The organism is Streptomyces sp. NPDC021080 (assembly GCF_044333225.1).
GTDB lineage: Bacteria > Actinomycetota > Actinomycetes > Streptomycetales > Streptomycetaceae > Streptomyces.
Window position 1 is genome coordinate 1 of record NZ_JBIRQM010000015.1, and the last position, 22,701, is coordinate 22,701.

Here is a 22,701-nt window from a genome sequence, read left to right on the forward strand (position 1 = left end):
CCTTGGACAGTGTGATCTCCACAGCAGAAGGCCCGGGATGCGACATGCCAACAGGGTAGTAACTAAGCATCAGGATTTCTGGCGCATCACACTAGTGCTCTGACCACATACCTTCGCCGGGTTGGGCGGGTGTGGGGCCATTAATGCCAGCTACCGGGCCGAGGCGTCCGCCTATGCTCGGCTCGTGCAGCCGCTTTCCGACCGCAGCAATCCGTTGATCACGGCGTTTCCAGCCGAGCTTGCAAGCGATGCCGAGGCAGTCCTGGCGGTGATGCCCGATTCTCGGTTCCAGCCGCATGCCTCGTTCTCGGTCGCTGTCGAGGGCCAGCAGGTTTTGATCCCCGGGCGCCTCTACAACGACGAGCCGCCAACTGACAGGGTGGCGTCGCTTTCGTCGCGCCAACAACAGCTTCTGCACTGCCTGTACTCAAGGCACTGCGACGGCAGGGTCAGGCAGCGCCACCTGGAGAAGGTCGTTGGTTCCACGGACCCATGGGTCGTCCCCTTCGTCGTGCAGCTGGTGGGCGAGTACGTCTTGGAGATCCTGGTCGTCATCTGCGATGAGCTCCGTGATCTCGCCGCGCCCGGCACCTGCGGCCACCTCGCTTACGGGCGGTTCCTGTTGGACAACCCTGCTTTCTTCGCTCGCACTCAACGGCGGGTCGTGAGCTACTGGAGCTGCTACTACCGGGGTGTCTATGCGAGTTTTCGGGGCTACCCGGGGTGCACGATTCTTGACCTCCTACGGTCCGCTGCCTCCGACAGAGCAGGACATCCCTGGCCCAACCTCACTCCAGCCGACGCCCGGGTGGACGGCTACTGCTAGGACCCGACCGGGCAAAGTCGCCGGGCTGGTCAAGCGGCTCGGCGAGGGGACGTCCGCCCCAACGGATGCCCTTCTCGCTGCGGATGCGAGCGCGCTCGCGGCGCTGGGCTGAGCTGGGAGCACGTCGGGGTGACGGGCATTCGCGTTGCGCCAGCGCAGATAGGCGTGCAAGGCCCGGGTCTGCACGGTGTGGTTGCGGTGGTTGGAGTTGGCGATGGTGAACTGCCGCATCGGCCCGAAGTGCGCCTCGATCGGGTTGGCCCAGGACGCGTCTGTCGGCGTGAAGCACAGCCCGAGGGCGGCTTGCAGAGGCGCCCTCGGGGTTTCCTTGCAGGCCAAAGAGGTAAGGCACCCGAGATCGCGACGGTCTTGAAAACCGTCGTGGCGCGAGTCACCGTGGGTTCAAATCCCACACCCACCGCAGGTGAACGGCTCCTGACCAGGTAACTCGGTCAGGGGCCGTTGCCATGTCCTGGCACCGCTGGCGCCCGGTGTTCCCCTTGGCTCCTCGAGCGAACGGGCACGATAAGGGCACGGATAGCCTCTGTTGCCATGACTGCTGTTGTTCCCACTGACCCGCAGCGAGAGCACGAGATGGGGCGGGTCGCCCTCTGGCTCGCTCCCGATGACCTCCGTCGGCTGGCAGAGCATTGTTGCTGCGGTCCAGAGACCTCGGATGAAGATCGTGATTGTTGCGGCCGTATCCGCTTTCGGGCCCGTGCCGCCCTGCACAAGCAGGGGCTTACCGACTGAGAGTCACGTCCGGCGAGCAGCTTTGGCCTTGCTGCCTCGTCCTTATCAGGTCGAAGACAGGGACTTGCCGACAGTGACAAACCGTCCTGGCGCTTCAGTCGAGCGTCCGCCGAGATCTGGCGTCGGTCGCCGTTGTTCGCGTTCGTTGGTGTCAGTCGCTGATGTCAGCCCACGCCGTTACGACTGCGCCTCTCCTGCCAGCGGGCGAATCCGCCGGCGATGTCGTCAGGCGAGTGGATCCACTCACCCTCACCCGTGGTGCCGTGCCAGACGACTCCCGGACGATGTGGATCCCGGCACAGGTCTAAGCCGTGCAGATGCTGCAGGGCCCCGAAGACCAACGGCGGGATGCGGATCGCTGCCTCGTCTTCGACCCATGAGGCTGCCCATGAATGGACCGCCTCACGGGTCACGTCGCCCGCGACAAGCGCCTGCCACTGAGCAGCCACTTCCTCGCTGTTGGGCGCGGGCTTCGGCGCCTTGAGATCGCTCATGCATCCACAATCGCAGCCGCGTGGGCCGGGAGACAGCGCGAATCCGATCCTTGATCGGTCGAGCAGTTCCTGGTCGGACCACCGGCGCACCACGGTCTGCGGTCGACGACGCTGAGAGGTCGGCTCCGAGACTTTGGGCGGGAGCTGCCATGGGGCGAGTGATCATGGCCCCTTGAGCTTCCGGCGAGTCGGGCAGTCTGTGGACCTGCCCGTAAAGCACGACGTTGGGGCCATGATCTTCGAGGCTCGCCCCATGGTGGCTGCCTAAAGTCTCGGAGCCAACCGGCCCACAGCGTGGTTACCGTTCTCGACTCGGGCCCGCACTCGCTGCGGCCCTGGGCCAAGCCCAAGGGCCAGCCCGCGCTCGCGGGCATGCGGTGGCGCCTCATGGTCTACCTCGGCGCCTACGGTCCGATGCGGCCGGAAGAGCTGGCCGGCCTCCGCCGCCGAGACGTCGACCTCGACACCCTGCGTATTTGCGTTCGCCTCGCCGAGCCGGAGCGGATGAACGGGCGTCGCGTGCAGGGAGAAACCAAGTCCGAGGCGAGCACTCGAACGGTCGTCCTTCCCGCGTTCCTCCGTCGAGAGCTGCGCTGGCATCTGGAGTCGTACGCCGAGGAGGGGCCAACGGTCTGATCTTCGTCGGGGAGAAAGGAGCTCCCTTCCGGCGCAGCACCTTCGGCACGAAGTGGAGAAAGGCACGGGCCTTGGTCGGCATGCCGGAGGGCTTTCGGTTCTACGACCTCCGGCACACCGGGCACACCCTGTCCACGCGCTCCGGTGCGACGCTCAAGGACATGATGGTGCGGGCCGACCAGTCCTCGGAGAGGGCGGCGCTGATCTATCAGCACTCCGACGACGATCGACAGCAGGAAGTTGCTGCGGGACTCGACGTGACCGTCCGCCAGGCACGCCAGGAAGTACAGGAAGCTGCTGCCGTGCCAGTTGAGAACACCGATGATCCAGACGAACAATGTTCTGGCACGGATCTGGCACGCGGCGAGTGATCACAGCGGACAGCAAAAAGGCCCGGGTCGATGACCTGGGCCTCTGTCATGGAGCGGGTGACGAGAATCGAACTCGCACTCTCAGCTTGGGAAGCTGATGTTCTACCACTAAACTACACCCGCGTAAGACGCCGGTTGGGCCGGTGTCCGAATGCTCGCTCACTGTACCTCATGCCCGGCCCCCGGCGTCGAAGCCGTGGGGCCCGTTCGCGTTTCGGAGGGCGGATGCGGCTGCGGGGTGCCGGAGTTGGGGCGTACGGTGGGGGCGCTGGAGCGGGTCCGGGCGGGGGCGGAGTGCCGCCTGGAGAGCCATCCCTTTCATCCCGTAATGTGGCTTTCGTTGTCAGGGCATCAGCCTGACGCGGCTCTTGGGGAAGGGACTCTGGGACTTGATGGAGCGCACCGTCGTCCGTTGTGCCGAGGGGCACGTGTTCAGCACCGCTTCGTTCCCGATGCAGCAGGCCGAGCGGCTCGGCCCCGGCCGGCTGCTCCGGTGTCCACGGTGTGCCCGGCTCCGCAGTGTGGTGCCGGTGGCCTTGGAGAAGGCAGTGTCGGAGCAGTAGGACGCAGTGACAGCGGCAGTGTGACAGGGGCGGGCGCGGCAGAGGTGCGTCGGCACCGGGGCACTGGCGTGACGGCGATGGCGCCGGCGATGTCCTCGCGGTGCGGTGGACCGGGCGACGCCGTCGTCGCAGTGCATGCAGTACACCGCCGTCGTGCGTGAAGCGCATGAAGCGCGTGAAGTGAACGAGTGGTGCGGGCGCGTGGGGTCGTCACGATTGTGGTGGCTCCGCGCGCCTTGCGTATCCTCAGGACGTGCTTCTCTCAGACAAGGACATCCGGGCCGAGATCGACGCCGGGCGGGTCCGGATCGATCCCTACGACGAATCCATGGTGCAGCCGTCGAGCATCGACGTGCGGCTCGACCGCTACTTCCGGGTGTTCGAGAACCACCGCTACCCCCACATCGACCCCTCGGTCGAACAGGCGGACCTCACGCGGCTCGTCGAGCCCGAGGGTGACGAGCCGTTCATCCTCCACCCCGGAGAGTTCGTCCTCGCCAGTACGTACGAGGTCATCTCGCTGCCCGACGACCTCGCCTCGCGGCTGGAGGGCAAGAGCTCCCTGGGACGGCTGGGACTGGTCACCCACTCCACCGCCGGGTTCATCGACCCCGGTTTCTCCGGGCACGTCACCCTCGAGCTGTCCAACCTCGCGACCCTGCCGATCAAGCTGTGGCCGGGGATGAAGATCGGGCAGCTGTGCATGTTCAAGCTCAGCTCGCCGGCCGAGTTCCCGTACGGCAGCGACCGGTACGGCTCCCGCTACCAGGGTCAGCGCGGGCCGACCGCCTCGCGGTCCTTCCTGAACTTCCACCGCACCCAGGTCTGAGGCGATGACCATGGCTCCCGCGCGCGAGAACCTCACCTACGAAGGCTTCGGCGTCGCCGTACGCGAACTCGCCCAGACCATCGCCGACGACGGGTACGAGCCCGACATCGTGCTCTCGATCGCCCGGGGCGGTGTCTTCGTCGCGGGCGGGCTCGCCTACGCCCTCGACTGCAAGAACATCCACCTCGTGAACGTCGAGTTCTACACGGGGGTGGGGACGACGCTGGAGATGCCGGTCATGCTGGCCCCCGTCCCCAACGCGATCGACTTCTCCGACAAGAAGGTCCTGATCACCGACGACGTCGCCGACACGGGCAAGACGCTCAAGCTGGTGCACGACTTCTGCGTCGGCGAGGTCGCCGAGGTCCGCAGCGCCGTGATCTACGAGAAGACCCAGTCGCTCGTGAAGTGCGAGTACGTCTGGAAGCGGACCGACGACTGGATCAACTTCCCCTGGAGCGTCCTGCCCCCGGTGCACAAGTCGGGAGAGGCGTCCAAGGAGAACAAGGAAGCCCTCTGACCCACGGGTGGCGCGGGTCGCCGCGACCCGGCACGTCAGAAAGCCCCCGGCGGGTCGCCGGGGGCTTTCGCGCACCCGCTCGCCACGCGGGCGGCGGCCCCTGGGGGCACCCATCCCGTGGAAGTCGGCCGTGGTGACGCGAGAGGGGCTCCCGGTGGTGTGCCGGGAGCCCCTCTCACCTGCCCTGGACGGGCGCGTGTGCCGTCGTCGGTGTCAGAACGTGCCCAGCTTGATGATCGACAGGATGGCGATCAGCTGAATGGATGACGCGGCGAGGGCCTTCGGCCACGGGAGGTCGTGGGACCTGCCGACCATCAGGGTCAGCAGCGCGCCCGCGGCGACCCAGGTGATCCAGCCGAGGAGCTTGACGAAGGACGCGTCGCCGCCGAGGAACATGGCGAACAGCAGCCGCGGGGTGTCCGTGATGGACATGATCAGCATGGAGAGGCCGACCGTGGGCTGCCAGGCACCGTCGCCGCCGAGCTGACGGGCCAGGGTGTGGGTGACCACGCCCAGGACGAACGTGCTGAGCACGAGGGCCACGGCGGTCGTCAGGACGATCGGGACGGCGTTGGAGAGGGTCGCGTTGATCGCGTCCTCGCGGGCGCCGTCGAAGCCGAAGACCGCCAGCAGGCCGTAGAGGAACGTCACGATCAGGGCCGGGGCCCACATCGTGTAGTCGCGCATCTGGAGGAAGGTCCGGCCCGGGGCCATCACTATGCCCTTGAGCAGGTCCTTCCAGTGCAGCCGGGGACCGACCGGCGGCGCGGCCGCCTGGCCCGCCCGGTAGGTGTCCCCCTGGTTGTAGGGGTCCTCGCCGATCGAGAAGGCCTGCGTGTGGCCGGGGCTGTTCGCGGCGTACGGGTCCGGGCCCTGCTGCGGGTGACCGTCGCCGAAGTACTCCGGTTCGTCGTACCCGCCGCCGGGTCCGCCGCCCTGGGGCCAGCCGCCCTGCTGCTGCCCGCCGCGGTAGGGCTGAGGGCCCTGCTGGCCGCCGTACGGCTGCTGTCCCCCGTACTGCGGCTGCTGCGGCGCGGGCGGGTAGCCGTACGGCTGCTGCCCGCCTCCCCGGGGGGACTGCTGCCCACGTCCCTGGGAGGACTGTCCGTACGACGGTTGTTGTTGCGGTCGCCCTTGCGGGGCACGGTTGTCCCGGCCCCCGCGTCCGATCCTGAATCCAGCCACGTCATCGAACGTACCTGGTCCCGAAGAGTGACGTGTCGGTGCCGGGGCGACGGGCCCGGCATTGGGGCCGAGCTGTGACATCCCCTAGGGGCCGCCGCGGGCGGCCCCTACGGGAGCGGGTGTTCGACGGAATGCCCCGGGGAGCGGGGCCGCCCGGGGACGGGCGGCCCCCTCTCGGGAGCAGTCGGCCGGTGGGCCGGGCGGGTCGCCGGTCAGTCGGCGAAGACGGCGCCGAACTGCGGGGTGCCGGTCGTCGAGACGCCCGAGGCGCTCGGCGAGACGACGCGGGAGCCGGTCGTGGTGATCTTGCTGCCGTTGGAGGGCAGGTAGGTGACCGCGCCGTCGGCGGAGTTCTCGTACGAGCCGACGATCAGGTCGGCCCGGTGGTCGCCGTTGACGTCGTCGAGCTTGACGTCCGCGCCGAACAGGTCGCCCTTCTCGTCGTTGCCGGGGACGCCCGCCGTGCTCTGCGCGAAGGCCTGGGCGCCGGAGGAGACGTCGACGCCGGCCGCGGAGCCGTACAGGACGGTGACCATGCCGGTGTTGGTGACCCCGTCGATGTCCTCGTTCGGGGCCGAGACGACCAGGTCCTGGTAGCCGTCGCCGTTGACGTCGCCCATGTCCAGGTCCCAGCCGAAGCCGTCGCCCTTCTCCGAGGTGCCCGGGACGCTGCCGCTGTTCTGGGTGACCCCGGTCGTGCCGGCCGGGCCGGACGCCGAGCCGTAGGTGATGTTCACCTTGCCGCCGTCGGCGGAGTCCGGGATCGGGGTGCCGTCGTCCAGGGCGCCGTCCCAGCCCGCGCCGCTGACGATGTCGCCGAAGCCGTCGCCGTTGATGTCGCCGATGCCGGTGACGATGCCGGGCTTGAGGGCCTTGGCGGACGCCACGCTCAGGCCGCTCGCCGTACCGGGCACGAAGTAGTTCGTGTTCCAGCCGTCGTCGGTCTGGGTCTCGAAGCCGTCGACGATCAGGTCGGTCCTGCCGTCGCCGTTCACGTCGCCCGCGGTCAGGCTGAGCGGGCCGTACGGGTTGTCGTTGGTGCCCGACTGGATCGGAGGCTTGACCGTCGTACGGCCGCCGGGGGTGCCGGACGTGCTGAAGCCGCCCTTGTAGACGTAGAGCGTGCTCGCCGAGCTGCCGACCGCGAGGTCGGCCTTGCCGTCGCCGTCGAAGTCGCCGGCGGCCAGGTCCTTGCCCCAGTAGTCGTGCGAGGAGGGGGACGGGTCCGGGACGTCGATGCTCTTGCCGGTGAGGCCGTTCGCGGAGCCCCAGAGGATGGCGAGGGCGCCGCCGTTCGTGTCGGTGCCGACCTTCTCGGACGGGGAGGCGACGGCGAGGTCGTCGTACCCGTCACCGTTGAAGTCCGCGTACGCCGACTCGGCGCCGAAGGCGTCGCCGGCCTCGGCGGTGCCGGGGACGCCGGCGGTGTTCTGGCTGATCGTGGAGCGCTTGGCGGACGACACGCCGGTGGCCGTGCCGTAGAGGGCGACGATCTGGCCGGCGCCCGCGTGGCCGCTGACGTAGGCGCCGTGGGCCGAGAGGGCCACGTCGCCGATGCCGTCGCCGTTGAAGTCGGCCTGCGAGACCCTCGTGGAGTCCGCGGCGGTCGCGGTCGCAGCCGAGAACGTGAGCAGACCGCCGGTCAGCGCGGCGGCCGTTGCCGTCGCGAGAGCGAGGCGCACGTGGTGCGGGTGACGCTTGGGCATGCGGGATTCTCCTGCGGCATGCGGGGATGCGGGGCACGCATCCCCTGTCGATGGGGTGCCGACCGCCCTCGTTCGCCGTGCGTTGTGCGGCAGTTCACTGATCGGCCGGCGAACAGGAGACCCGCGACGGCGGGCAAGGGTTGTACGGGTACGGCGGTCACGTCGGGCGTATCGCCCACCGCGCACGGCGGTGCCGGACACGGCGGTACCCCCGTGCTCCGCGGAGCACGGGGGTACCGGTTCCACCGATCCGGACCGGGCCGGTCGGCTGTGCCTGACGGCCGGGTCAGGCGGCCGGGTCAGACATTCGTGTCGGACGGTCGTCCGGACGGGACGGCTACTTCACCGGCTCCGGCTCGGGCTCGCTCTCCGACTCGGCCGCGCCCGCCGGGGGCTCTTCCTCGACCGGGGTCTTGACCGACTCGAGGAGGAGCTGGGCGACGTCGACGACCTGGATGGACTCCTTGGCCTTGCCGTCGTTCTTCTTGCCGTTGACCGAGTCGGTCAGCATGACGAGGCAGAACGGGCAGGCGGTGGAGACGATGTCGGGGTTCAGCGACAGGGCCTCGTCGACACGCTCGTTGTTGATGCGCTTGCCGATCCGCTCCTCCATCCACATGCGCGCGCCGCCGGCGCCGCAGCAGAAGCCGCGCTCCTTGTGGCGGTGCATCTCCTGCTGGCGCAGGCCCGGGACGGCGGACATGATCTCGCGCGGGGGCGTGTAGACCTTGTTGTGGCGGCCCAGGTAGCACGGGTCGTGGTACGTGATCAGACCCTCGACCGGGGTCACCGGGAGCAGCTTGCCCTCGTCGATGAGGTGCTGGAGCAGCTGGGTGTGGTGGATGACCTCGTAGTCGCCGCCGAGCTGCGGGTACTCGTTGCCGATCGTGTTGAGGCAGTGCGGGCAGGTGGCGACGATCTTCTTCGCCGACTTCGGCTTCTTCGTCGACTCGTCCTCGTCGTCCTCGCCGAAGGCCATGTTCAGCGCGGCGACGTTCTCCATGCCGAGCTCCTGGAACAGGGGCTCGTTGCCGAGGCGGCGGGCGGAGTCACCGGTGCACTTCTCGTCGCCGCCCATGATCGCGAACGTGACGCCCGCCATGTGCAGCAGCTCCGCGAAGGCCTTCGTGGTCTTCTTGGCCCGGTCCTCCAGGGCGCCGGCGCAGCCGACCCAGTACAGGTACTCGACCTCGCTGAGGTCCTCGATGTCGCGGCCGACGACGGGGATCTCGAAGTCGACCTCCTTGGTCCACTCGAGGCGCTGCTTCTTGGCCAGGCCCCAGGGGTTGCCCTTCTTCTCCAGGTTCTTGAGCATCGTGCCCGCCTCGGACGGGAACGCGCTCTCGATCATCACCTGGTAGCGGCGCATGTCGACGATGTGGTCGATGTGCTCGATGTCGACCGGGCACTGCTCGACGCAGGCGCCGCAGGTGGTGCAGGACCACAGGACGTCGGGGTCGATGACGCCGTTCTCCTCGGCGGTGCCGATGAGGGGGCGCTCGGCCTCGGCGAGGGCTGCCGCGGGAACGTCCTTGAGCTGCTCCTCGGACGCCTTCTCCTCGCCCTCCATGGTCTTGCCGCCGCCGGCCAGCAGGTACGGGGCCTTGGCGTGCGCGTGGTCGCGCAGCGACATGATGAGGAGCTTGGGGGAGAGCGGCTTGCCGGTGTTCCAGGCGGGGCACTGCGACTGGCAGCGGCCGCACTCGGTGCAGGTGGAGAAGTCGAGCAGGCCCTTCCAGGAGAACTGCTCGACCTGGGAGACGCCGAAGACGTCGTCCTCACCGGGGTCGGTGAAGTCGATGGCCTTGCCGCCGCTGGTCATCGGGAGCAGCTCGCCCAGCGAGGTGGCGCCCTTGGCGTCGCGCTTGAACCAGATGTTCGGGAAGGCGAGGAAGCGGTGCCAGGCGACACCCATGTTGGTGTTGAGTCCGACCGTGATCGCCCAGCCCATGGTGACGCCGAGCTTGATCATGGCGGTCAGGTAGACCAGGTTCTGCAGGGTGCCGAGGCTCAGGCCCTTGAAGGCGGCGACCAGGGGGTACGAGGCCCAGTACGCGGCCTCGTAGTGGTCGACACCGTGGATCGCGCCCTCCAGGCCGCGCAGGGTCATGATCGCGAGGCCGATGACGAGGATCACGGCCTCGACGAAGTAGGCCTGGCCGGTCTTGGAGCCGGCGAAGCGCGACTTGCGGCCCGGCTTCGAGGGCCGGTTCAGCTGCCGGACGGCGATCAGCACGAGGATGCCGAGCGTCGTGAACAGCGCGATGAACTCGGTGTAGAGCTCGTACGGGAGGAAGCCGCCGAGCACCGGCAGCGTCCAGTCGGCCTTGAACAGCTGGCCGTAGGCCGTGACGATCGTCAGGCCGAGCGTCAGGAAGCCGACGGCCACGAACCAGTGCGCGACGCCGATGATCCCCCACCGGTTCATACGCGTATGGCCGACGAATTCCCTGGCCAGCGTGACGCTGCGGGCCTTCCAGTCGTCGGTGCGACTGCCCGCGGGTACGGGCTGGCCGAGCTTGATGAACCGGTAGATCTGCGCGACGGCCCGCGAGATCAGCGCTACGCCGATCACGGTCAGGACCAGCGACACAATGATCGCGGCGAGTTGCATTCGGGGGCTCCTCGGGCCTGCGAGGTGTTGCTCCGAGGCCGAGCTCGAAGCTGATTACTAAGCGGTAACTTATGCAGTCCGTCTGAGACTACCCACTTCCTCCGCCGCACTGTAGTCAGAGGTGCGGTGATCTGCGTCGCTGAGGGAAGCCTGAGTGGGCGCCCGGGAGGCGGGTGCCGGGTCCGGTTCACCCGGGACGGCAGGACGTGTAAACCTGATCGTGTTATTCACCCAATACTGTGACAATTACCCCTAAATTGGCGACGTGCTGTACGGAATCACGGCCGCCACCGCCGCTCTGCTCCTGACCGCCACGCTCACCGCGCTGCTGCGGTCACTCTCCCTGCGCCTCGGCCCGGCCGACGGGACGGGGCTGCCCGCCCGCCGGGCCAGACCGCGGGCGCCCGCAAGGGCGAGACCGGTCCCGCTCCTCGGCGGGGTGGCCGTGGCGGGCGCGACGGCGCTCGTCGGCCGGGCCGGTGACTGGACCGGAGCCGCCCCGCTCGGACCGGACGTCGGGCGGCTGCTGGTCGCCGGGATCGTGGTCGCCCTGCTCGGCCTGGCCGTCGATCTGCTGCCCGTGCCCCCGGTGGTGTGCGGGGCGGGCGTCGCCGTGGCCGCCGCGCTCACCGTCCCCTACGACGAACTCGGCATGCCGGCCGGTGTGCTGGCGGTGGCCTGGACCGTCCTCGTCACGTACGCCTTCCGCTCGCTGGACCACGCGGACGGGGTGATGGGGACGGTCGGCGTGATCACCGCGTTCGCGCTCGGCGGGTGCGCGGCGGCCGAGCTGATGGACGGGCTCGCGGCGCTGCTCAGCGTGCTGGCCGCCGCCCTCACCGGCTTCCTGATGCACGGCTGGCCGCCGGCCCGGATCGCGCCGGGGCGGTGCGGATCGCTGTTCACCGGGTTCCTGCTGGCCTCGGCGGTCGTGCAGGTGCACGCCGAGCGGCCGGCCGGGCCCGGTCTCGGCGCCGCCTTCGCGCTCACGGCCGTGGCCAGCGCGGACGCCGTCCTGGTCCTGGTGTCGCGGCGGCGGGCGGGGCGGCCGCTGCTGCGCCCGGCGCCGGACCATCTGGTGCACCGGCTGCGGCGGGCGGGGCTCACCCGGCAGGGGGTCATGGTCGTGACGGGACTGGCCGCGTTCGCGGCCGCGTTCGTGGGGCTGTGCATCGATCTCGGGTGGCTCGGAGCGGGAGCCGCCTGGTGGGTGGTGGTCGCCGTGGCGGCGGTCGCCGTCGCGGGGGCCCTGCGTCCCGGATCACGTCCCGCGTCCCGCCCGCGCCGTGTCCATCCGCATGCGATCCCGGCCCCCGGGGGACCCGGTCCGAGGCCGCTGGGGCGTCCGGGGCGTCCCCGTCCGGAGGCACCGGATGCGGTGAGGGTTCACTGACACAGCGAGAAAAGCACAGGTCAGAGGCCCCATGCGTGTAAGGAGCGGATAAGAGTTGAGCCCCTGCGACTCAGGTCTGTTGACCGGGAGGCGGACGTCGTGCACACTTGAGTCCGTTCCACTCAAGTCATTGCTGGAGGAATCGAAATGGCACGTGCGGTCGGCATCGACCTGGGCACGACTAACTCCGTCGTCAGCGTTCTCGAAGGCGGCGAGCCCACCGTCATCACCAACGCCGAAGGCGCCAGGACCACGCCGTCCGTCGTCGCCTTCGCGAAGAACGGCGAGGTGCTCGTCGGCGAGGTCGCCAAGCGCCAGGCGGTCACCAACGTGGACCGGACCATCCGTTCGGTGAAGCGTCACATGGGCACCGACTGGAAGATCGAGCTCGACGGCAAGAGCTTCAACCCGCAGCAGATGAGCGCCTTCATCCTGCAGAAGCTGAAGCGCGACGCCGAGGCGTACCTGGGCGAGAAGGTGGCCGACGCGGTCATCACCGTCCCGGCGTACTTCAACGACTCCGAGCGTCAGGCGACGAAGGAAGCCGGTGAGATCGCCGGTCTCAACGTCCTTCGTATCGTCAACGAGCCGACCGCCGCCGCCCTGGCGTACGGCCTCGACAAGGACGACCAGACGATCCTCGTCTTCGACCTCGGTGGCGGCACCTTCGACGTGTCCCTCCTGGAGATCGGCGACGGCGTCGTCGAGGTGAAGGCCACCAACGGTGACAACCACCTCGGTGGTGACGACTGGGACCAGCGCGTCGTCGACTACCTGGTGCAGCAGTTCCGCTCCGGCCACGGCGTGGACCTCGCCAAGGACAAGATGGCGCTCCAGCGTCTGCGCGAGGCCGCCGAGAAGGCCAAGATCGAGCTGTCCTCGTCCACCGAGACCTCGATCAACCTGCCCTACATCACGGCCTCCGCCGAGGGCCCGCTGCACCTGGACGAGAAGCTCACGCGCGCCCAGTTCCAGCAGCTGACGGCCGACCTCCTGGAGCGCTGCAAGACGCCGTTCCACAACGTCATCAAGGACGCCGGCATCCAGCTGTCCGAGATCGACCACGTCGTTCTCGTCGGTGGCTCCACCCGTATGCCCGCCGTCGCCGAGCTCGTCAAGGAGCTGACCGGTGGAAACGAGGCCAACAAGGGTGTGAACCCGGACGAGGTCGTCGCCATCGGCGCGGCCCTCCAGGCCGGTGTCCTCAAGGGTGAGGTCAAGGACGTCCTGCTCCTCGACGTGACCCCGCTGTCCCTCGGTATCGAGACCAAGGGCGGCATCATGACGAAGCTCATCGAGCGCAACACGACGATCCCGACCAAGCGGTCCGAGATCTTCACGACGGCCGAGGACAACCAGCCGTCCGTGCAGATCCAGGTCTACCAGGGCGAGCGCGAGATCGCGGCGTACAACAAGAAGCTCGGCATGTTCGAGCTGACCGGTCTGCCGCCGGCCCCGCGCGGTGTCCCGCAGATCGAGGTCGCCTTCGACATCGACGCCAACGGCATCATGCACGTGACCGCGAAGGACCTCGGCACGGGCAAGGAGCAGAAGATGACCGTCACCGGCGGCTCCTCGCTGCCGAAGGACGAGGTCGACCGCATGCGCCAGGAGGCCGAGAAGTACGCGGAGGAGGACCACGCCCGCCGCGAGGCCGCCGAGACCCGCAACCAGGGTGAGCAGCTCGTCTACCAGACCGAGAAGTTCCTCAAGGACAACGAGGACAAGGTCCCCGGCGAGATCAAGACCGAGGTCGAGGCCTCCGTCGAGGAGCTGAAGGCCGCGCTCAAGGGCGAGGACAGCGCCGAGATCCGCACCGCCACCGAGAAGGTCGCCGCGGTCTCGCAGAAGCTCGGCCAGGCCATGTACGCCGACGCCCAGGCCGGCCAGGCCGCGGGCGGCGACGCCCACGGCGCCGAGGCCCCGAAGGCCGACGACGACGTCGTCGACGCGGAGATCGTCGACGAGGACCGCCGGGACGGTGCCGCGTGACGGAGGAGACCCCGGGCTTCGAAGAGCAGCCCGACGTCCCTTCCGGCGCCACCTCTGACGACGCCGAGCCGCAGACCGCCACCCCCTCTGCGGAGGGGGCGGCGGCCCCGGACGGGGACGCAGCAGCACAGTTGGCCGGCCTGACGGCCCAGCTGGACCAGGCGCGCATGGCAGTGGCCGAGCGCACCGCGGACCTCCAGCGGCTCCAGGCCGAGTTCCAGAACTACCGCCGCCGCGTCGAGCGCGACCGGATCGCGGTCAGGGAGGTCGCCGTGGCGAGCCTCCTGACCGAACTCCTGCCCGTGCTCGACGACATCGGCCGCGCGCGGGACCACGGGGAGCTCGTCGGCGGATTCAAGTCCGTCGCCGAATCCCTGGAGACCGTCGCGGCGAAGATGGGGCTCCAGCAGTTCGGCAAGGAGGGCGAGCCCTTCGACCCGACGATCCACGAGGCCCTGATGCACTCGTACGCGCCGGACGTCACGGAGACGACGTGCGTGGCGATTCTGCAGCCGGGGTATCGCTTCGGCGAACGGACCATCCGCCCCGCGCGGGTGGCCGTCGCCGAGCCGCAGCCCGGGGCGCAGACGGTCAAGGCCGAGGACTCGGCCGAGGCGGCCGATGACAAGGAGAGCGGTGGCCCGGACGAGGGCTGAGCTTGAACCGATGTGGGAGGAGGGACGTCGAGGATGAGCACCAAGGACTTCATCGAGAAGGACTTCTACAAGGTCCTCGGCGTCCCCAAGGACGCCACCGAGGCCGAGATCAAGAAGGCGTACCGGAAGCTCGCCCGCGAGTTCCACCCGGACGCCAACAAGGGCAACGCCAAGGCCGAGGAGCGCTTCAAGGAGATCTCCGAGGCGAACGACGTGCTCGGCGATCCCAAGAAGCGCAAGGAGTACGACGAGGCACGCGCCCTCTTCGGCAACGGTGGCTTCCGTCCCGGTCCCGGCGCCGGCGGCAACTTCAACTTCGACCTGGGTGACCTCTTCGGAGGCGGCGCCCAGGGCCAGGGAGCGGGAGGGGCCGGCGGCTTCGGCGGCGGCATAGGCGACGTCTTCGGGGGCCTGTTCAACCGCGGCGGCGCCGGCCCGGGCACGCGTACGCAGCCCCGGCGCGGCCAGGACATCGACACCGAGGTCACGCTCTCCTTCACGGAGGCGGTGGACGGCGCGACCGTTCCGCTGCGCATGACCTCGCAGGCGCCCTGCAAGGCCTGTTCGGGCACCGGCGACAAGAACGGCACACCGCGTGTGTGCCCGACCTGTGTCGGCACCGGTCAGGTGGCGCGGGGCTCGGGCGGCGGGTTCTCGCTCACGGACCCCTGCCCGGACTGCAAGGGCCGCGGTCTGATCGCGGAGCACCCCTGCATGGAGTGCGCGGGCAGCGGCCGGGCCAAGTCGTCCCGGACGATGCAGGTCCGGATTCCCGCCGGTGTCAGCGACAACCAGCGGATCCGGCTGCGCGGCAAGGGTGCTCCCGGCGAGCGGGGAGGCCCGGCCGGCGACCTGTACGTCACCGTCCATGTGGGCGCCCACCCGGTCTTCGGCCGCAAGGACGACAACCTCACCGTCACCGTGCCCGTCACCTTCGCGGAGGCGGCGCTGGGCGGCGAGGTGAAGGTGCCGACGCTGGGCGGTCCTCCGGTGACGCTGAAGCTGCCGCCGGGCACCCCCAACGGACGCACCATGCGCGCCCGGGGCAGGGGTGCGGTCCGCAAGGACGGCACGCGCGGCGACCTCCTGGTCACCGTCGAGGTGACGGTCCCCCAGGACCTGTCCGGCAAGGCTCGTGACGCTCTGGAGGCGTATCGCGAGGCGACCGCGGGTGAGGATCCGCGGGCGGAGCTGTTCCAGGCCGCGAAGGGAGCATGACGGAGCCATGGACACGACCGGTCGTCGACGCAACCCCTATGAACTGACCGAGGAGACCCCGGTCTACGTCATCTCGGTGGCGGCCCAGCTCTCCGGACTGCACCCGCAGACCCTGCGTCAGTACGACCGGCTCGGTCTGGTCTCTCCCGACCGCACGGCCGGCCGGGGGCGCCGTTACTCGGCCCGCGACATCGAGCTGCTGCGCACCGTCCAGCAGCTGTCGCAGGACGAGGGCATCAACCTGGCCGGCATCAAGCGCATCATCGAGCTGGAGAACCAGGTCGCCGCGCTCCAGTCCCGGGTCGCGGAGCTGGAGTCGGCCCTGGACGGCGCCGCGGTGGCCATGCAGCAGCGCGAGGCCGCCGTGCACGCCTCCTACCGGCGCGACCTGGTCCCGTACCAGGAGGTCCAGCACACCAGCGCGCTGGTGGTGTGGCGCCCCAAGCGGACGTCCGACTAGCACCGGCACCCGAGCGGTACCGAACCCGAAGGGGCCCGGAGGTCATCGACCTCCGGGCCCCTTCGCGTGCGCTCGGTCCGGGGTGCCCACCAGGAGACCCGGACCGGCCGGTGGCGGTGTCGTGCGACGCCGTGGAACCCGTGGGAACAAGTGGCTTGATCTTGTCGGTGCCGGGAGAGGTGACCGGTTTGCGGGTGAAAGCAATGTTTGCCTTGTCTGTCCCGTCGGCGAAATCGACGCGCAGGGTGCCCTTTTCTGCGCGAATGGTGAGGCTGACCGTTTTTGACCGAGTGGCCGAGATGTTCTTCCGGGGGTCCGTTTTACGTATGTCGTCCTGATAGAACCGCATTTCGTCCCGGGTGGTGACGGGGAGGGTCCAGGGTTCGCTCGAGCCCCGGTTCCGGTCGACCGCGGAGTCGCGGTCCGCCCTTCGGCGTGCCCGGGAAAGTGGATTTCGCGTGGAACTGCCGCTTATGGGTGGGCGGTGTGCGCTTGGTCACTGCGGAGACCGCCGTGCCGGCCGTGCCGGGCGGCCCGCCGGTGGTGACGGGCGTGCGGGCCGGAGCGAGGGTGTCCTGCGCACCGACGGCTCTGTGCGTGCGTTCCTTCGGGCCTGACTGATCGTCAACGGCAGTTAAAAACCGTCGGCGGTCGCGACTCCTGTGAACGGAAGTTGGTTGTACCTGTGAATGACAGAAGGTGAAGCTGAGGGGATCGGTCGGTGGATGGGCGTAGTCTTTCCCCGTCGTGTTCACTTGTGGAACACGAAACGCCGTTGCCATCTCGTTAAGTGGTTACTCCTTGACGCTGAGGTGATCGCCGCGTTGGCTTTCAGCCACCTGGGTCGCAATGCTGCAACCTCGCCCGGAAGGCACCTGATGTGAACACTCGTAACACCGGCCTGCGCCGTACCGCCATAGCCGTGGCGTCCTCCGCCATGGCCATCACCGTTTCCGGCTGCGGCCTGGGCATCGGGGGGAGCGGCACCTCGGCAAGCCCCACGAAGGGCGACGACATCAAGGTCGGCCTGCTCCTCCCGGAGAAGCAGAACACCCGTTACGACAAGTTCGACTACCCGATCATCCGGGACCAGGTTCTGAAGCTCACCGAGAAGAAGGGTGACGTCGTCTACCTGAACGCCGAGCAGGACGCCGCCAAGCAGCTCCGCCAGATGCAGCAGATGATCGACGACAAGGTCGACGTCATCCTCGTGGACGCGGTGGACTCGGTGACGATCGCCAAGGGCGTGCGCAAGGCCAAGGACGCCGGCATCCCGGTCATCGCCTACGACCGTCTGGCGCAGGGTCCGATCGACGCGTACATCTCCTTCGACAACGAGCTCGTCGGCGAGACCCAGGCCAAGGCCCTGGTCGGCGCGCTGGGCACGAGCTCGGCCTCGAAGAAGATCATCATGATGAACGGCTCGGTGACCGACCCGAACGCGGCGCAGTTCAAGAAGGGCGCCCTGTCCGAGCTCCAGGACAAGGTGATCATCTCCGCCGCGTACGACACCAAGGACTGGGACCCGGTCAACGCCAAGGCCAACATGCAGAAGTCCATCCAGGCCGTCGGACTGAGCAACATCGCCGGTGTCTACGCCGCCAACGACGGCATCGCGGGCGCGGTCATCGACGCGTTCAAGGAGGCGGGCGTCAGCAAGGTGCCGCCGGTCACCGGCCAGGACTCCGAGCTCGACGCCGTGCAGCGGATCATCAAGGGCGACCAGTACATGAGCGTGTACAAGTCGTACCCGCAGGAGGCCAGCGCCGCCGCCGAGATGGCGGTCGCCCGGGTCCAGGGCCGCTCGATCGAGTTCGACGCGCTCACCCGCGACAAGGTCACCAGCCCCACCACCAAGGACGTCCCGTCCCAGCTCGTGCCCGTCGTCGCCCTCACCAAGGACAACGTCGAGAACACGGTGATCCAGGACGGCATCTACCCCGTCGCCAAGGTCTGCACGGCGCCCTACAAGTCGCTCTGCTCCTCGCTCGGCATCAAGTAGGACCCTTGCCCCGCCGTCCGGGACGGCGGGAGCACACGAACTCGGCCCCGCTCGCGGGTGCGCGCCCACGGCGCCACCCGCGACCGGGGCCGTTCCAGTGCCACCCCCCAGGTCGGAGAGGGCACCCGGGCCCGGTACGCCTCCCGGAGGCTGCGTACGCCCGCCTGCCCGCTCCCGCCGCGCCACGGACCCCCGGGCGCGTGCACCCACCCCTCACGGCGCCCTCCGGGGCCGCACGCCCCCTTCGGGCATGATCGCCCCGCACGGCGCGGGCGCCGCCGTCGACCTCACCCCCGTCGACGCCTCCGGCCGGGAACCGGACAGGGGCACGCGCCTGAACGCGAGCCCCGAGGAAAGCGGGGGCGCATGATACACAGCCGCGGACGGCATCACCGGGGCCGCGCGGGCGCACCGGCGGTTTCCGGCCGACGCGTTGGACGCCGTGGGGCTCGTCGACCGTCCGACCGAGTGGTGGCACCGGTCCTCCGGGGACCGTTACCGCGCGTTCGTCACGGGTGCCGCTCGTGCCGTCCACGGGGCTTGTGAACTTTCCGTCGCTCCGCCCCGTCCGTCGTAGCTTCCGCTTCCGCGGCCGAGGCGCGGTCGAAGCCTCCGGCGCGGCCGTGCGGGCGTCCGGCAAGTCCCTTGAGCGTGAACGGAGTTGTGTTCGCGGGTGCGGGGTCCGGGTGGGAGCCGGCGGGCTCGCGGGGGCTCTTTCGCGGAGCGTTCCGGCGTTCCGGCGGCAGTGCTTCAGCTTGTTGCAAGGGGCGGGGCGGAGGTCAGGATCTATGGGGACGAGCAGGGGCGAACGGACGTCTCCCGGCGGCGAAGCCTTGTTGCGATGCCGGACGCGTCCGCGCATAGTTGCGCTGCGGAGGACGCCCTGACGCGGGGCTCACGCCAGGGGTTGGAGCTGGAGCCAGGGGTGGGAGATGGCCGGGCACGGGACGGACAGGCATCCGCACGGCGCTGACCGGCTGTGCGCTGCGGGCGACCGGGTGTACTCCCGGGCCGTGCGGCGGGGCCGGGTGCCCCGCGAGGACGCCGAGTCGGTGCCCTGTCTGCTGGAACTGGCGCTGCTGCACCCCGATCCGGACGACATGGGCTGGCTGGTGCCGACCTCGCCCCAGGAGGTCATGACCCGGCTCCTGCGGGGTGTGTACGAGGAAGTCAGCGCGAGCCAGGCGCGGGTGGGCGACGCGGTGTCGGCCTTCGAGTGGTACGCGGGCCTCGGCGGCCGGGTGCGGACGCCGGCCGAGGGGGTGGCGATCCGGGTCCTCGACGGGCTGCCGCGGATCCACGCCGCCATGGACAAGGCGACCGAGGAGTGCACCCGCGAAGTCCTCACCGTGCAGCCCGGCGGCATCCGGCGCGAGGACGAACTCGTCGAGGGCCTGCACCGGGCGCTGGAGATGCGCCGGCGCGGGGTGCGTATGCGCGATCTGTACACCCATGTGGCCCGTCACGGCCAAGGCCTCCTGAACTACATGGAGTTGATGGGCGGTGCGGCCGAGGCGCGCACGCTCGACGAGGTCGTGGAGCGGCTCATCCTCTTCGACCGCACGGTCGCCTTCATCCCCGCCAACCCGGACCGCACGATCGCGCTGGAGCTGCGCCACCCCGCGCTGGTGGACTACCTGGTGACGGTCTTCGAGCGGCTGTGGCGTCTGGCGATCCCGCTGGCCTCGCCCATGCCCTCGACGGGCATCGAGGGCATCACCCACCGGGAGCGGTCCATCGCGGCGCTGCTGGCCGAGGGCCATCAGGACGCGGTCGTCGCGGAACGCCTGGGCATCAGCGTGCGTACGTGCCGGGCGCACATCGCCCGGCTGTCGGAGACGCTGGGCGCGGCGAGCCGGACGCAGCTCGGCGTGCGGATCGCTCAGGCCGGTCTGGACGGGCCGCAGCGTTCCCCCGCGCCCGAGGCGGTCACCGTCGCGGAGGCCGCGCCGGCCGCCCCCGCCGTTCCCGAGCGTGGATCCCCCGCCGTGCCCGACCGCGGATCCCCGGCCGGCCGCTGACGGTGATGCTTTTGCCGCGACCTTTGACGCCCGGCCCGCAACGGTCTTCGAAGCCCGGCCCGGCGCGTCCCGTAACGGGCCGCCGGCCGGGGTCACTCCCCTCCCTCGGACTGGTCCAGGAGCCCCGACTGCGCTATCAGGAAGCCGAGTTGGGCCCGGCTCCCGCTGCCGAGGGCGGAGGCCAGCTTGGCGATGTGGGCGCGGCAGGTGCGGACGTTCATGCCGAGGCGGCGGGCGATGGCCTCGTCCACGTGGCCCTCCACGAGGAGTTTCGCGATGGAGTGCTGGATGTCCGTGATGCCGTCGGGGGCGGTTTGGTACGGTGCGCCGGCGTTCAGCGGGACGGCGCGGCCCCACATGAACTCGAAGACCTTGATCAGGTAGCGGACGAGGCCCGGGTGACGAAGCTCGAGGGCCACCTTCTGGTCGTCGCGGGTGGGGATGAAGGCGACGGTCTTGTCGCAGATGATGAGCCGCTCGACCAGCTCGTCGATGGTGCGGTGCTCCACCTTGCCGTTGGAGAGCTGGTCCACGTAGGCCAGTTTCTCGGGGCTGTATCGCGCGGTGTGCTGATAGAGGGTCCGTATGCGCACGCCACGTTCGATCAAAGGCCTGTCCCGCTCCAGCCCCTGAATGAGGTTGCGTTCGGGGCGGGGGCCGCTCGGCTGGACCGTGAGCATCTCGGTCTGGCACTGGGCCGTGGCCAGGTCGAGTGCCGCGTTGATCCGGTCGTTGCCCTCGAGCACGGTGATCGAGTGAGTGGGCGCAGCCGCTTGCGCACTGAGGGTCATGAACGGCTCGAAAGCATCGGCCAGTTGGATCGACATCCGTCTGCGCTCGGTGATCTCGCGCTCTATGGCGTTGAGCCGCTGGGCCAGGGCGGCCGACGGGGGCACGGGGCGCAGCCAGTTCGCATCGTCAGGATCCGGGTGGAGGAGGGCGAACTCCATCAAACAGGGAGCACTCTCCACGTCTGCGCGGGCGATGCGTCCCGTGCGGAGAGCGTTCGCATAAAGTCGGCCACCTTCCCCGCACAACTCGGTCACCGCATGGGGATGTGTCGCTTTAGTCCCTTTGGTTATCAAATCTCCACCCCCCAGGGTCCTGAACGTGCAGGAACATGATGCATCGATTGTGTGGCCATGACCTCCCCAAATGAGCCATCGTCGTATCCGACGGGGGAAGAGGGGACCTTCAAGTGAGGACGAAGCCGATTATGCGTAAGAAAATGCTTCGCTTGGTGCTTGTCGCCGCCTTCTCCGCCGTCACGGCCTTCGGAGCGCTGAGTGGCCTCTCCGATGCGAAGGGCGACGTTCGGGCAGACAGCGTCTGGCCGGCGGCGGCCGCGACCGCCGTGGTGGCCGGCGACAGTGTCTGGCCGGTGTCTCCTGACCGCACTGACGACAGTGTCTGGGCTTGACATGACTATTCCCCCGGACGACCGTTCCTTCCGCCGAGAAATGGCCACCGCCTACCGGTCCGGCTGGCACTTCATCGACCTGGTCACCGCCATCCCCTACAGCGGTGACTCGCTGATGGTGACCGTCTTCGGGGAGCCCGTCGTCGTCACCCGCGACGACGACGAGGACGTACGGGCCTACCGGTGTCTGCGGCGGCCTCGGGGGGCGCCGCAGCCCGTCCGGTGCGCCATCCGGTACGGCATGATCTTCGTGAACCTCGACCAGCGTGACCACCAGCTCACCGGACCCGACGTCCCGGACGTCGAGACCGCCACAGCCACCCCCCGCAGTGCCTGACGCGATTCCCCCGTCGTAGTAGATCGCGCAGGTACTTCCCCCCGCAGCGGCGTCACCGTGACCTGAACACGGTGACGCCGCTGCAGTTTCCGGGGAAATCTCCCGGTTCCGCCCCCTTCTCGCACGGGGTGGAACCGGCCGCCGGATGCCCGCTCGCGGTCTCATCCGCGTCCCATCGCCGCCGTGAGCTCGATCTCGATCGCCACGCGGGACGGGTTCGGCGCGGGCGTGCGTTCGTAGCGTTCCGCGTAGCGCCGTACCGCCTCCGCGACGCGCTCCGGTTCCGTGCGGACCCGGGCCCGCCCCTCCAGCGTCGCCCAGCGCGCGCCGTCCACCTGGCAGACCGCCACGCGCGCCCCGTCAGGCCCGGCCGCCAGCACGTGGGCCACCTTCCTGCTGGACTTGTTCGTGATCACCCGAGCGAGACCGGCCTCGGGGTCGTATGTAACTCCGACCGGCACGACATGGGGACTGCCGTCGGGCCGGAGGGTGGTCAGCGTGCACAGGTGGCGCTCGCGCCAGAAGCTCAGGTAGGCGGCGTCGGGCTGCCTCGGGTCCACCGGATGGGAAGCCATGAGGCCTGAATCTACGCCTGGTGGGCCTCCCTTTTCCCGTCCTTCCAGCCTTGAGCGGAATAGACTCAACTTTGTGTACGCTGGATGAGTCAGGGAACGGTCAGGACACCAGGAGGAGGAGAACGCGAAC

At 69.2% G+C, this 22,701-nt stretch carries 17 protein-coding genes, 2 tRNA genes and 2 pseudogenes; 13 read left to right on the forward strand and 8 right to left on the reverse strand.

Going from position 1 to position 22,701, the window contains the following annotated elements:
• Window positions 1-184: 184 nt before the first annotated feature.
• Complete coding sequence (locus tag ACH4S8_RS32010; protein ID WP_398400278.1) at window positions 185-826, forward strand: hypothetical protein; 642 nt, start codon at window positions 185-187, stop codon at window positions 824-826.
• Between the two features lie 43 nt (window positions 827-869).
• On the opposite strand, the pseudogene ACH4S8_RS32015 reads toward ACH4S8_RS32010, so the two are convergent.
• Window positions 870-1,117: pseudogene (locus ACH4S8_RS32015) on the reverse strand (IS630 family transposase); the annotation flags it as partial.
• Between the two features lie 42 nt (window positions 1,118-1,159).
• Between ACH4S8_RS32015 and ACH4S8_RS32020 the strand changes: the two are divergent.
• Window positions 1,160-1,244: transfer RNA gene (locus tag ACH4S8_RS32020), tRNA-Ser, on the forward strand.
• A gap of 499 nt (window positions 1,245-1,743) precedes the next feature.
• Here ACH4S8_RS32020 and ACH4S8_RS32025 read toward each other — a convergent pair.
• A complete protein-coding gene (locus tag ACH4S8_RS32025) occupies window positions 1,744-2,073 on the reverse strand; it encodes a hypothetical protein (RefSeq protein ID WP_398400280.1) in 330 nt (109 codons plus the stop codon).
• A 369-nt stretch (window positions 2,074-2,442) separates the two neighbouring features.
• Here ACH4S8_RS32025 and ACH4S8_RS32030 point away from each other — a divergent pair.
• Window positions 2,443-3,080: pseudogene (locus tag ACH4S8_RS32030) on the forward strand (tyrosine-type recombinase/integrase); the annotation flags it as partial.
• A gap of 49 nt (window positions 3,081-3,129) precedes the next feature.
• Here the strand turns inward: ACH4S8_RS32030 and ACH4S8_RS32035 are convergent.
• Window positions 3,130-3,203 (reverse strand) — tRNA-Gly (locus ACH4S8_RS32035).
• 693 nt (window positions 3,204-3,896) lie between these two features.
• On the opposite strand from ACH4S8_RS32035, the gene dcd reads away from it, so the two are divergent.
• A complete protein-coding gene (gene dcd, locus ACH4S8_RS32040) occupies window positions 3,897-4,472 on the forward strand; it encodes a dCTP deaminase (RefSeq protein ID WP_398400283.1) in 576 nt (191 codons plus the stop codon).
• 10 nt (window positions 4,473-4,482) lie between these two features.
• A complete protein-coding gene (locus ACH4S8_RS32045; protein WP_398400705.1) occupies window positions 4,483-4,992 on the forward strand; it encodes a phosphoribosyltransferase in 510 nt (169 codons plus the stop codon).
• A gap of 213 nt (window positions 4,993-5,205) precedes the next feature.
• Here ACH4S8_RS32045 and ACH4S8_RS32050 read toward each other — a convergent pair whose 3' ends face one another.
• The 3 genes from ACH4S8_RS32050 to ACH4S8_RS32060 all read right to left on the reverse strand — a co-directional run bounded on the left by ACH4S8_RS32050 (window position 5,206) and on the right by ACH4S8_RS32060 (window position 10,497).
• On the reverse strand, window positions 5,206-6,258 hold the full coding sequence (locus tag ACH4S8_RS32050) for a Yip1 family protein (RefSeq protein WP_398400286.1): 1,053 nt from the start codon (window positions 6,256-6,258) through the stop codon (window positions 5,206-5,208).
• A 131-nt stretch (window positions 6,259-6,389) separates the two neighbouring features.
• Window positions 6,390-7,883, reverse strand: a complete 1,494-nt coding sequence (locus tag ACH4S8_RS32055) for an FG-GAP and VCBS repeat-containing protein (protein WP_398400288.1) — start codon at window positions 7,881-7,883, stop codon at window positions 6,390-6,392.
• A gap of 337 nt (window positions 7,884-8,220) precedes the next feature.
• Window positions 8,221-10,497, reverse strand: a complete 2,277-nt coding sequence (locus tag ACH4S8_RS32060) for a (Fe-S)-binding protein (RefSeq protein ID WP_398400290.1) — start codon at window positions 10,495-10,497, stop codon at window positions 8,221-8,223.
• A gap of 265 nt (window positions 10,498-10,762) precedes the next feature.
• Between ACH4S8_RS32060 and ACH4S8_RS32065 the strand changes: the two genes are divergently transcribed.
• The 7 genes from ACH4S8_RS32065 (at window position 10,763) to ACH4S8_RS32095 (ending at window position 20,239) form a co-directional block, all read left to right on the forward strand.
• Window positions 10,763-11,890 carry an MraY family glycosyltransferase gene (locus ACH4S8_RS32065; protein ID WP_398400292.1) on the forward strand — a complete coding sequence of 376 codons (1,128 nt, stop codon included), beginning with the start codon at window positions 10,763-10,765 and terminating at the stop codon, window positions 11,888-11,890.
• Between the two features lie 147 nt (window positions 11,891-12,037).
• On the forward strand, window positions 12,038-13,882 hold the full coding sequence (gene dnaK, locus ACH4S8_RS32070) for a molecular chaperone DnaK (RefSeq protein ID WP_355762794.1): 1,845 nt from the start codon (window positions 12,038-12,040) through the stop codon (window positions 13,880-13,882).
• Window positions 13,879-14,538 carry a nucleotide exchange factor GrpE gene (grpE, locus tag ACH4S8_RS32075; RefSeq protein ID WP_398400295.1) on the forward strand — a complete coding sequence of 220 codons (660 nt, stop codon included), beginning with the start codon at window positions 13,879-13,881 and terminating at the stop codon, window positions 14,536-14,538. Before dnaK ends, grpE begins: the two co-directional genes overlap by 4 nt.
• A 33-nt stretch (window positions 14,539-14,571) precedes the next feature.
• Entirely contained in the window at window positions 14,572-15,756 is a 1,185-nt protein-coding gene (gene dnaJ / locus ACH4S8_RS32080) for a molecular chaperone DnaJ (protein ID WP_398400297.1), read from the forward strand.
• Window positions 15,757-15,763: 7 nt separating this feature from the next.
• Window positions 15,764-16,216: a heat shock protein transcriptional repressor HspR gene (locus ACH4S8_RS32085; protein WP_398400299.1), complete on the forward strand. Its 453-nt coding sequence runs from the start codon at window positions 15,764-15,766 to the stop codon at window positions 16,214-16,216.
• Between the two features lie 880 nt (window positions 16,217-17,096).
• On the forward strand, window positions 17,097-18,218 hold the full coding sequence (locus ACH4S8_RS32090) for a sugar ABC transporter substrate-binding protein (protein ID WP_398400301.1): 1,122 nt from the start codon (window positions 17,097-17,099) through the stop codon (window positions 18,216-18,218).
• 932 nt (window positions 18,219-19,150) lie between these two features.
• Complete coding sequence (locus tag ACH4S8_RS32095; RefSeq protein WP_398400303.1) at window positions 19,151-20,239, forward strand: LuxR C-terminal-related transcriptional regulator; 1,089 nt, start codon at window positions 19,151-19,153, stop codon at window positions 20,237-20,239.
• Window positions 20,240-20,331: 92 nt separating this feature from the next.
• Here ACH4S8_RS32095 and ACH4S8_RS32100 read toward each other — a convergent pair whose 3' ends face one another.
• Entirely contained in the window at window positions 20,332-21,285 is a 954-nt protein-coding gene (locus ACH4S8_RS32100) for a helix-turn-helix transcriptional regulator (RefSeq protein ID WP_398400305.1), read from the reverse strand.
• Between the two features lie 375 nt (window positions 21,286-21,660).
• Here ACH4S8_RS32100 and ACH4S8_RS32105 point away from each other — a divergent pair, with 375 nt between their 5' ends.
• Window positions 21,661-21,996 (forward strand): hypothetical protein, encoded by a 336-nt coding sequence (locus tag ACH4S8_RS32105; RefSeq protein WP_398400308.1) that lies wholly within the window; start codon window positions 21,661-21,663, stop codon window positions 21,994-21,996.
• Between the two features lie 161 nt (window positions 21,997-22,157).
• On the opposite strand, the gene ACH4S8_RS32110 is transcribed toward ACH4S8_RS32105, so the two are convergent.
• A complete protein-coding gene (locus ACH4S8_RS32110) occupies window positions 22,158-22,571 on the reverse strand; it encodes a pyridoxamine 5'-phosphate oxidase family protein (protein ID WP_398400310.1) in 414 nt (137 codons plus the stop codon).
• Window positions 22,572-22,701: the final 130 nt, after the last annotated feature.

Bases quoted from the DNA above. Each gene is read 5' to 3' on its own strand.
- ACH4S8_RS32055 (WP_398400288.1), bottom strand. From the start codon at position 7,883: ATGCCCAAGCGTCACCCGCACCACGTGCGCCTCGCTCTCGCGACGGCA.
- ACH4S8_RS32060 (WP_398400290.1), bottom strand. From the start codon at position 10,497: ATGCAACTCGCCGCGATCATTGTGTCGCTGGTCCTGACCGTGATCGGC.
- dnaJ (WP_398400297.1), top strand. From the start codon at position 14,572: ATGAGCACCAAGGACTTCATCGAGAAGGACTTCTACAAGGTCCTCGGC.
- ACH4S8_RS32025 (WP_398400280.1), bottom strand. From the start codon at position 2,073: ATGAGCGATCTCAAGGCGCCGAAGCCCGCGCCCAACAGCGAGGAAGTG.
- ACH4S8_RS32085 (WP_398400299.1), top strand. From the start codon at position 15,764: ATGGACACGACCGGTCGTCGACGCAACCCCTATGAACTGACCGAGGAG.
- ACH4S8_RS32105 (WP_398400308.1), top strand. From the start codon at position 21,661: ATGACTATTCCCCCGGACGACCGTTCCTTCCGCCGAGAAATGGCCACC.
- ACH4S8_RS32110 (WP_398400310.1), bottom strand. From the start codon at position 22,571: ATGGCTTCCCATCCGGTGGACCCGAGGCAGCCCGACGCCGCCTACCTG.
- ACH4S8_RS32095 (WP_398400303.1), top strand. From the start codon at position 19,151: ATGGCCGGGCACGGGACGGACAGGCATCCGCACGGCGCTGACCGGCTG.
- dnaK (WP_355762794.1), top strand. From the start codon at position 12,038: ATGGCACGTGCGGTCGGCATCGACCTGGGCACGACTAACTCCGTCGTC.
- ACH4S8_RS32045 (WP_398400705.1), top strand. From the start codon at position 4,483: ATGGCTCCCGCGCGCGAGAACCTCACCTACGAAGGCTTCGGCGTCGCC.
- ACH4S8_RS32050 (WP_398400286.1), bottom strand. From the start codon at position 6,258: ATGTCACAGCTCGGCCCCAATGCCGGGCCCGTCGCCCCGGCACCGACA.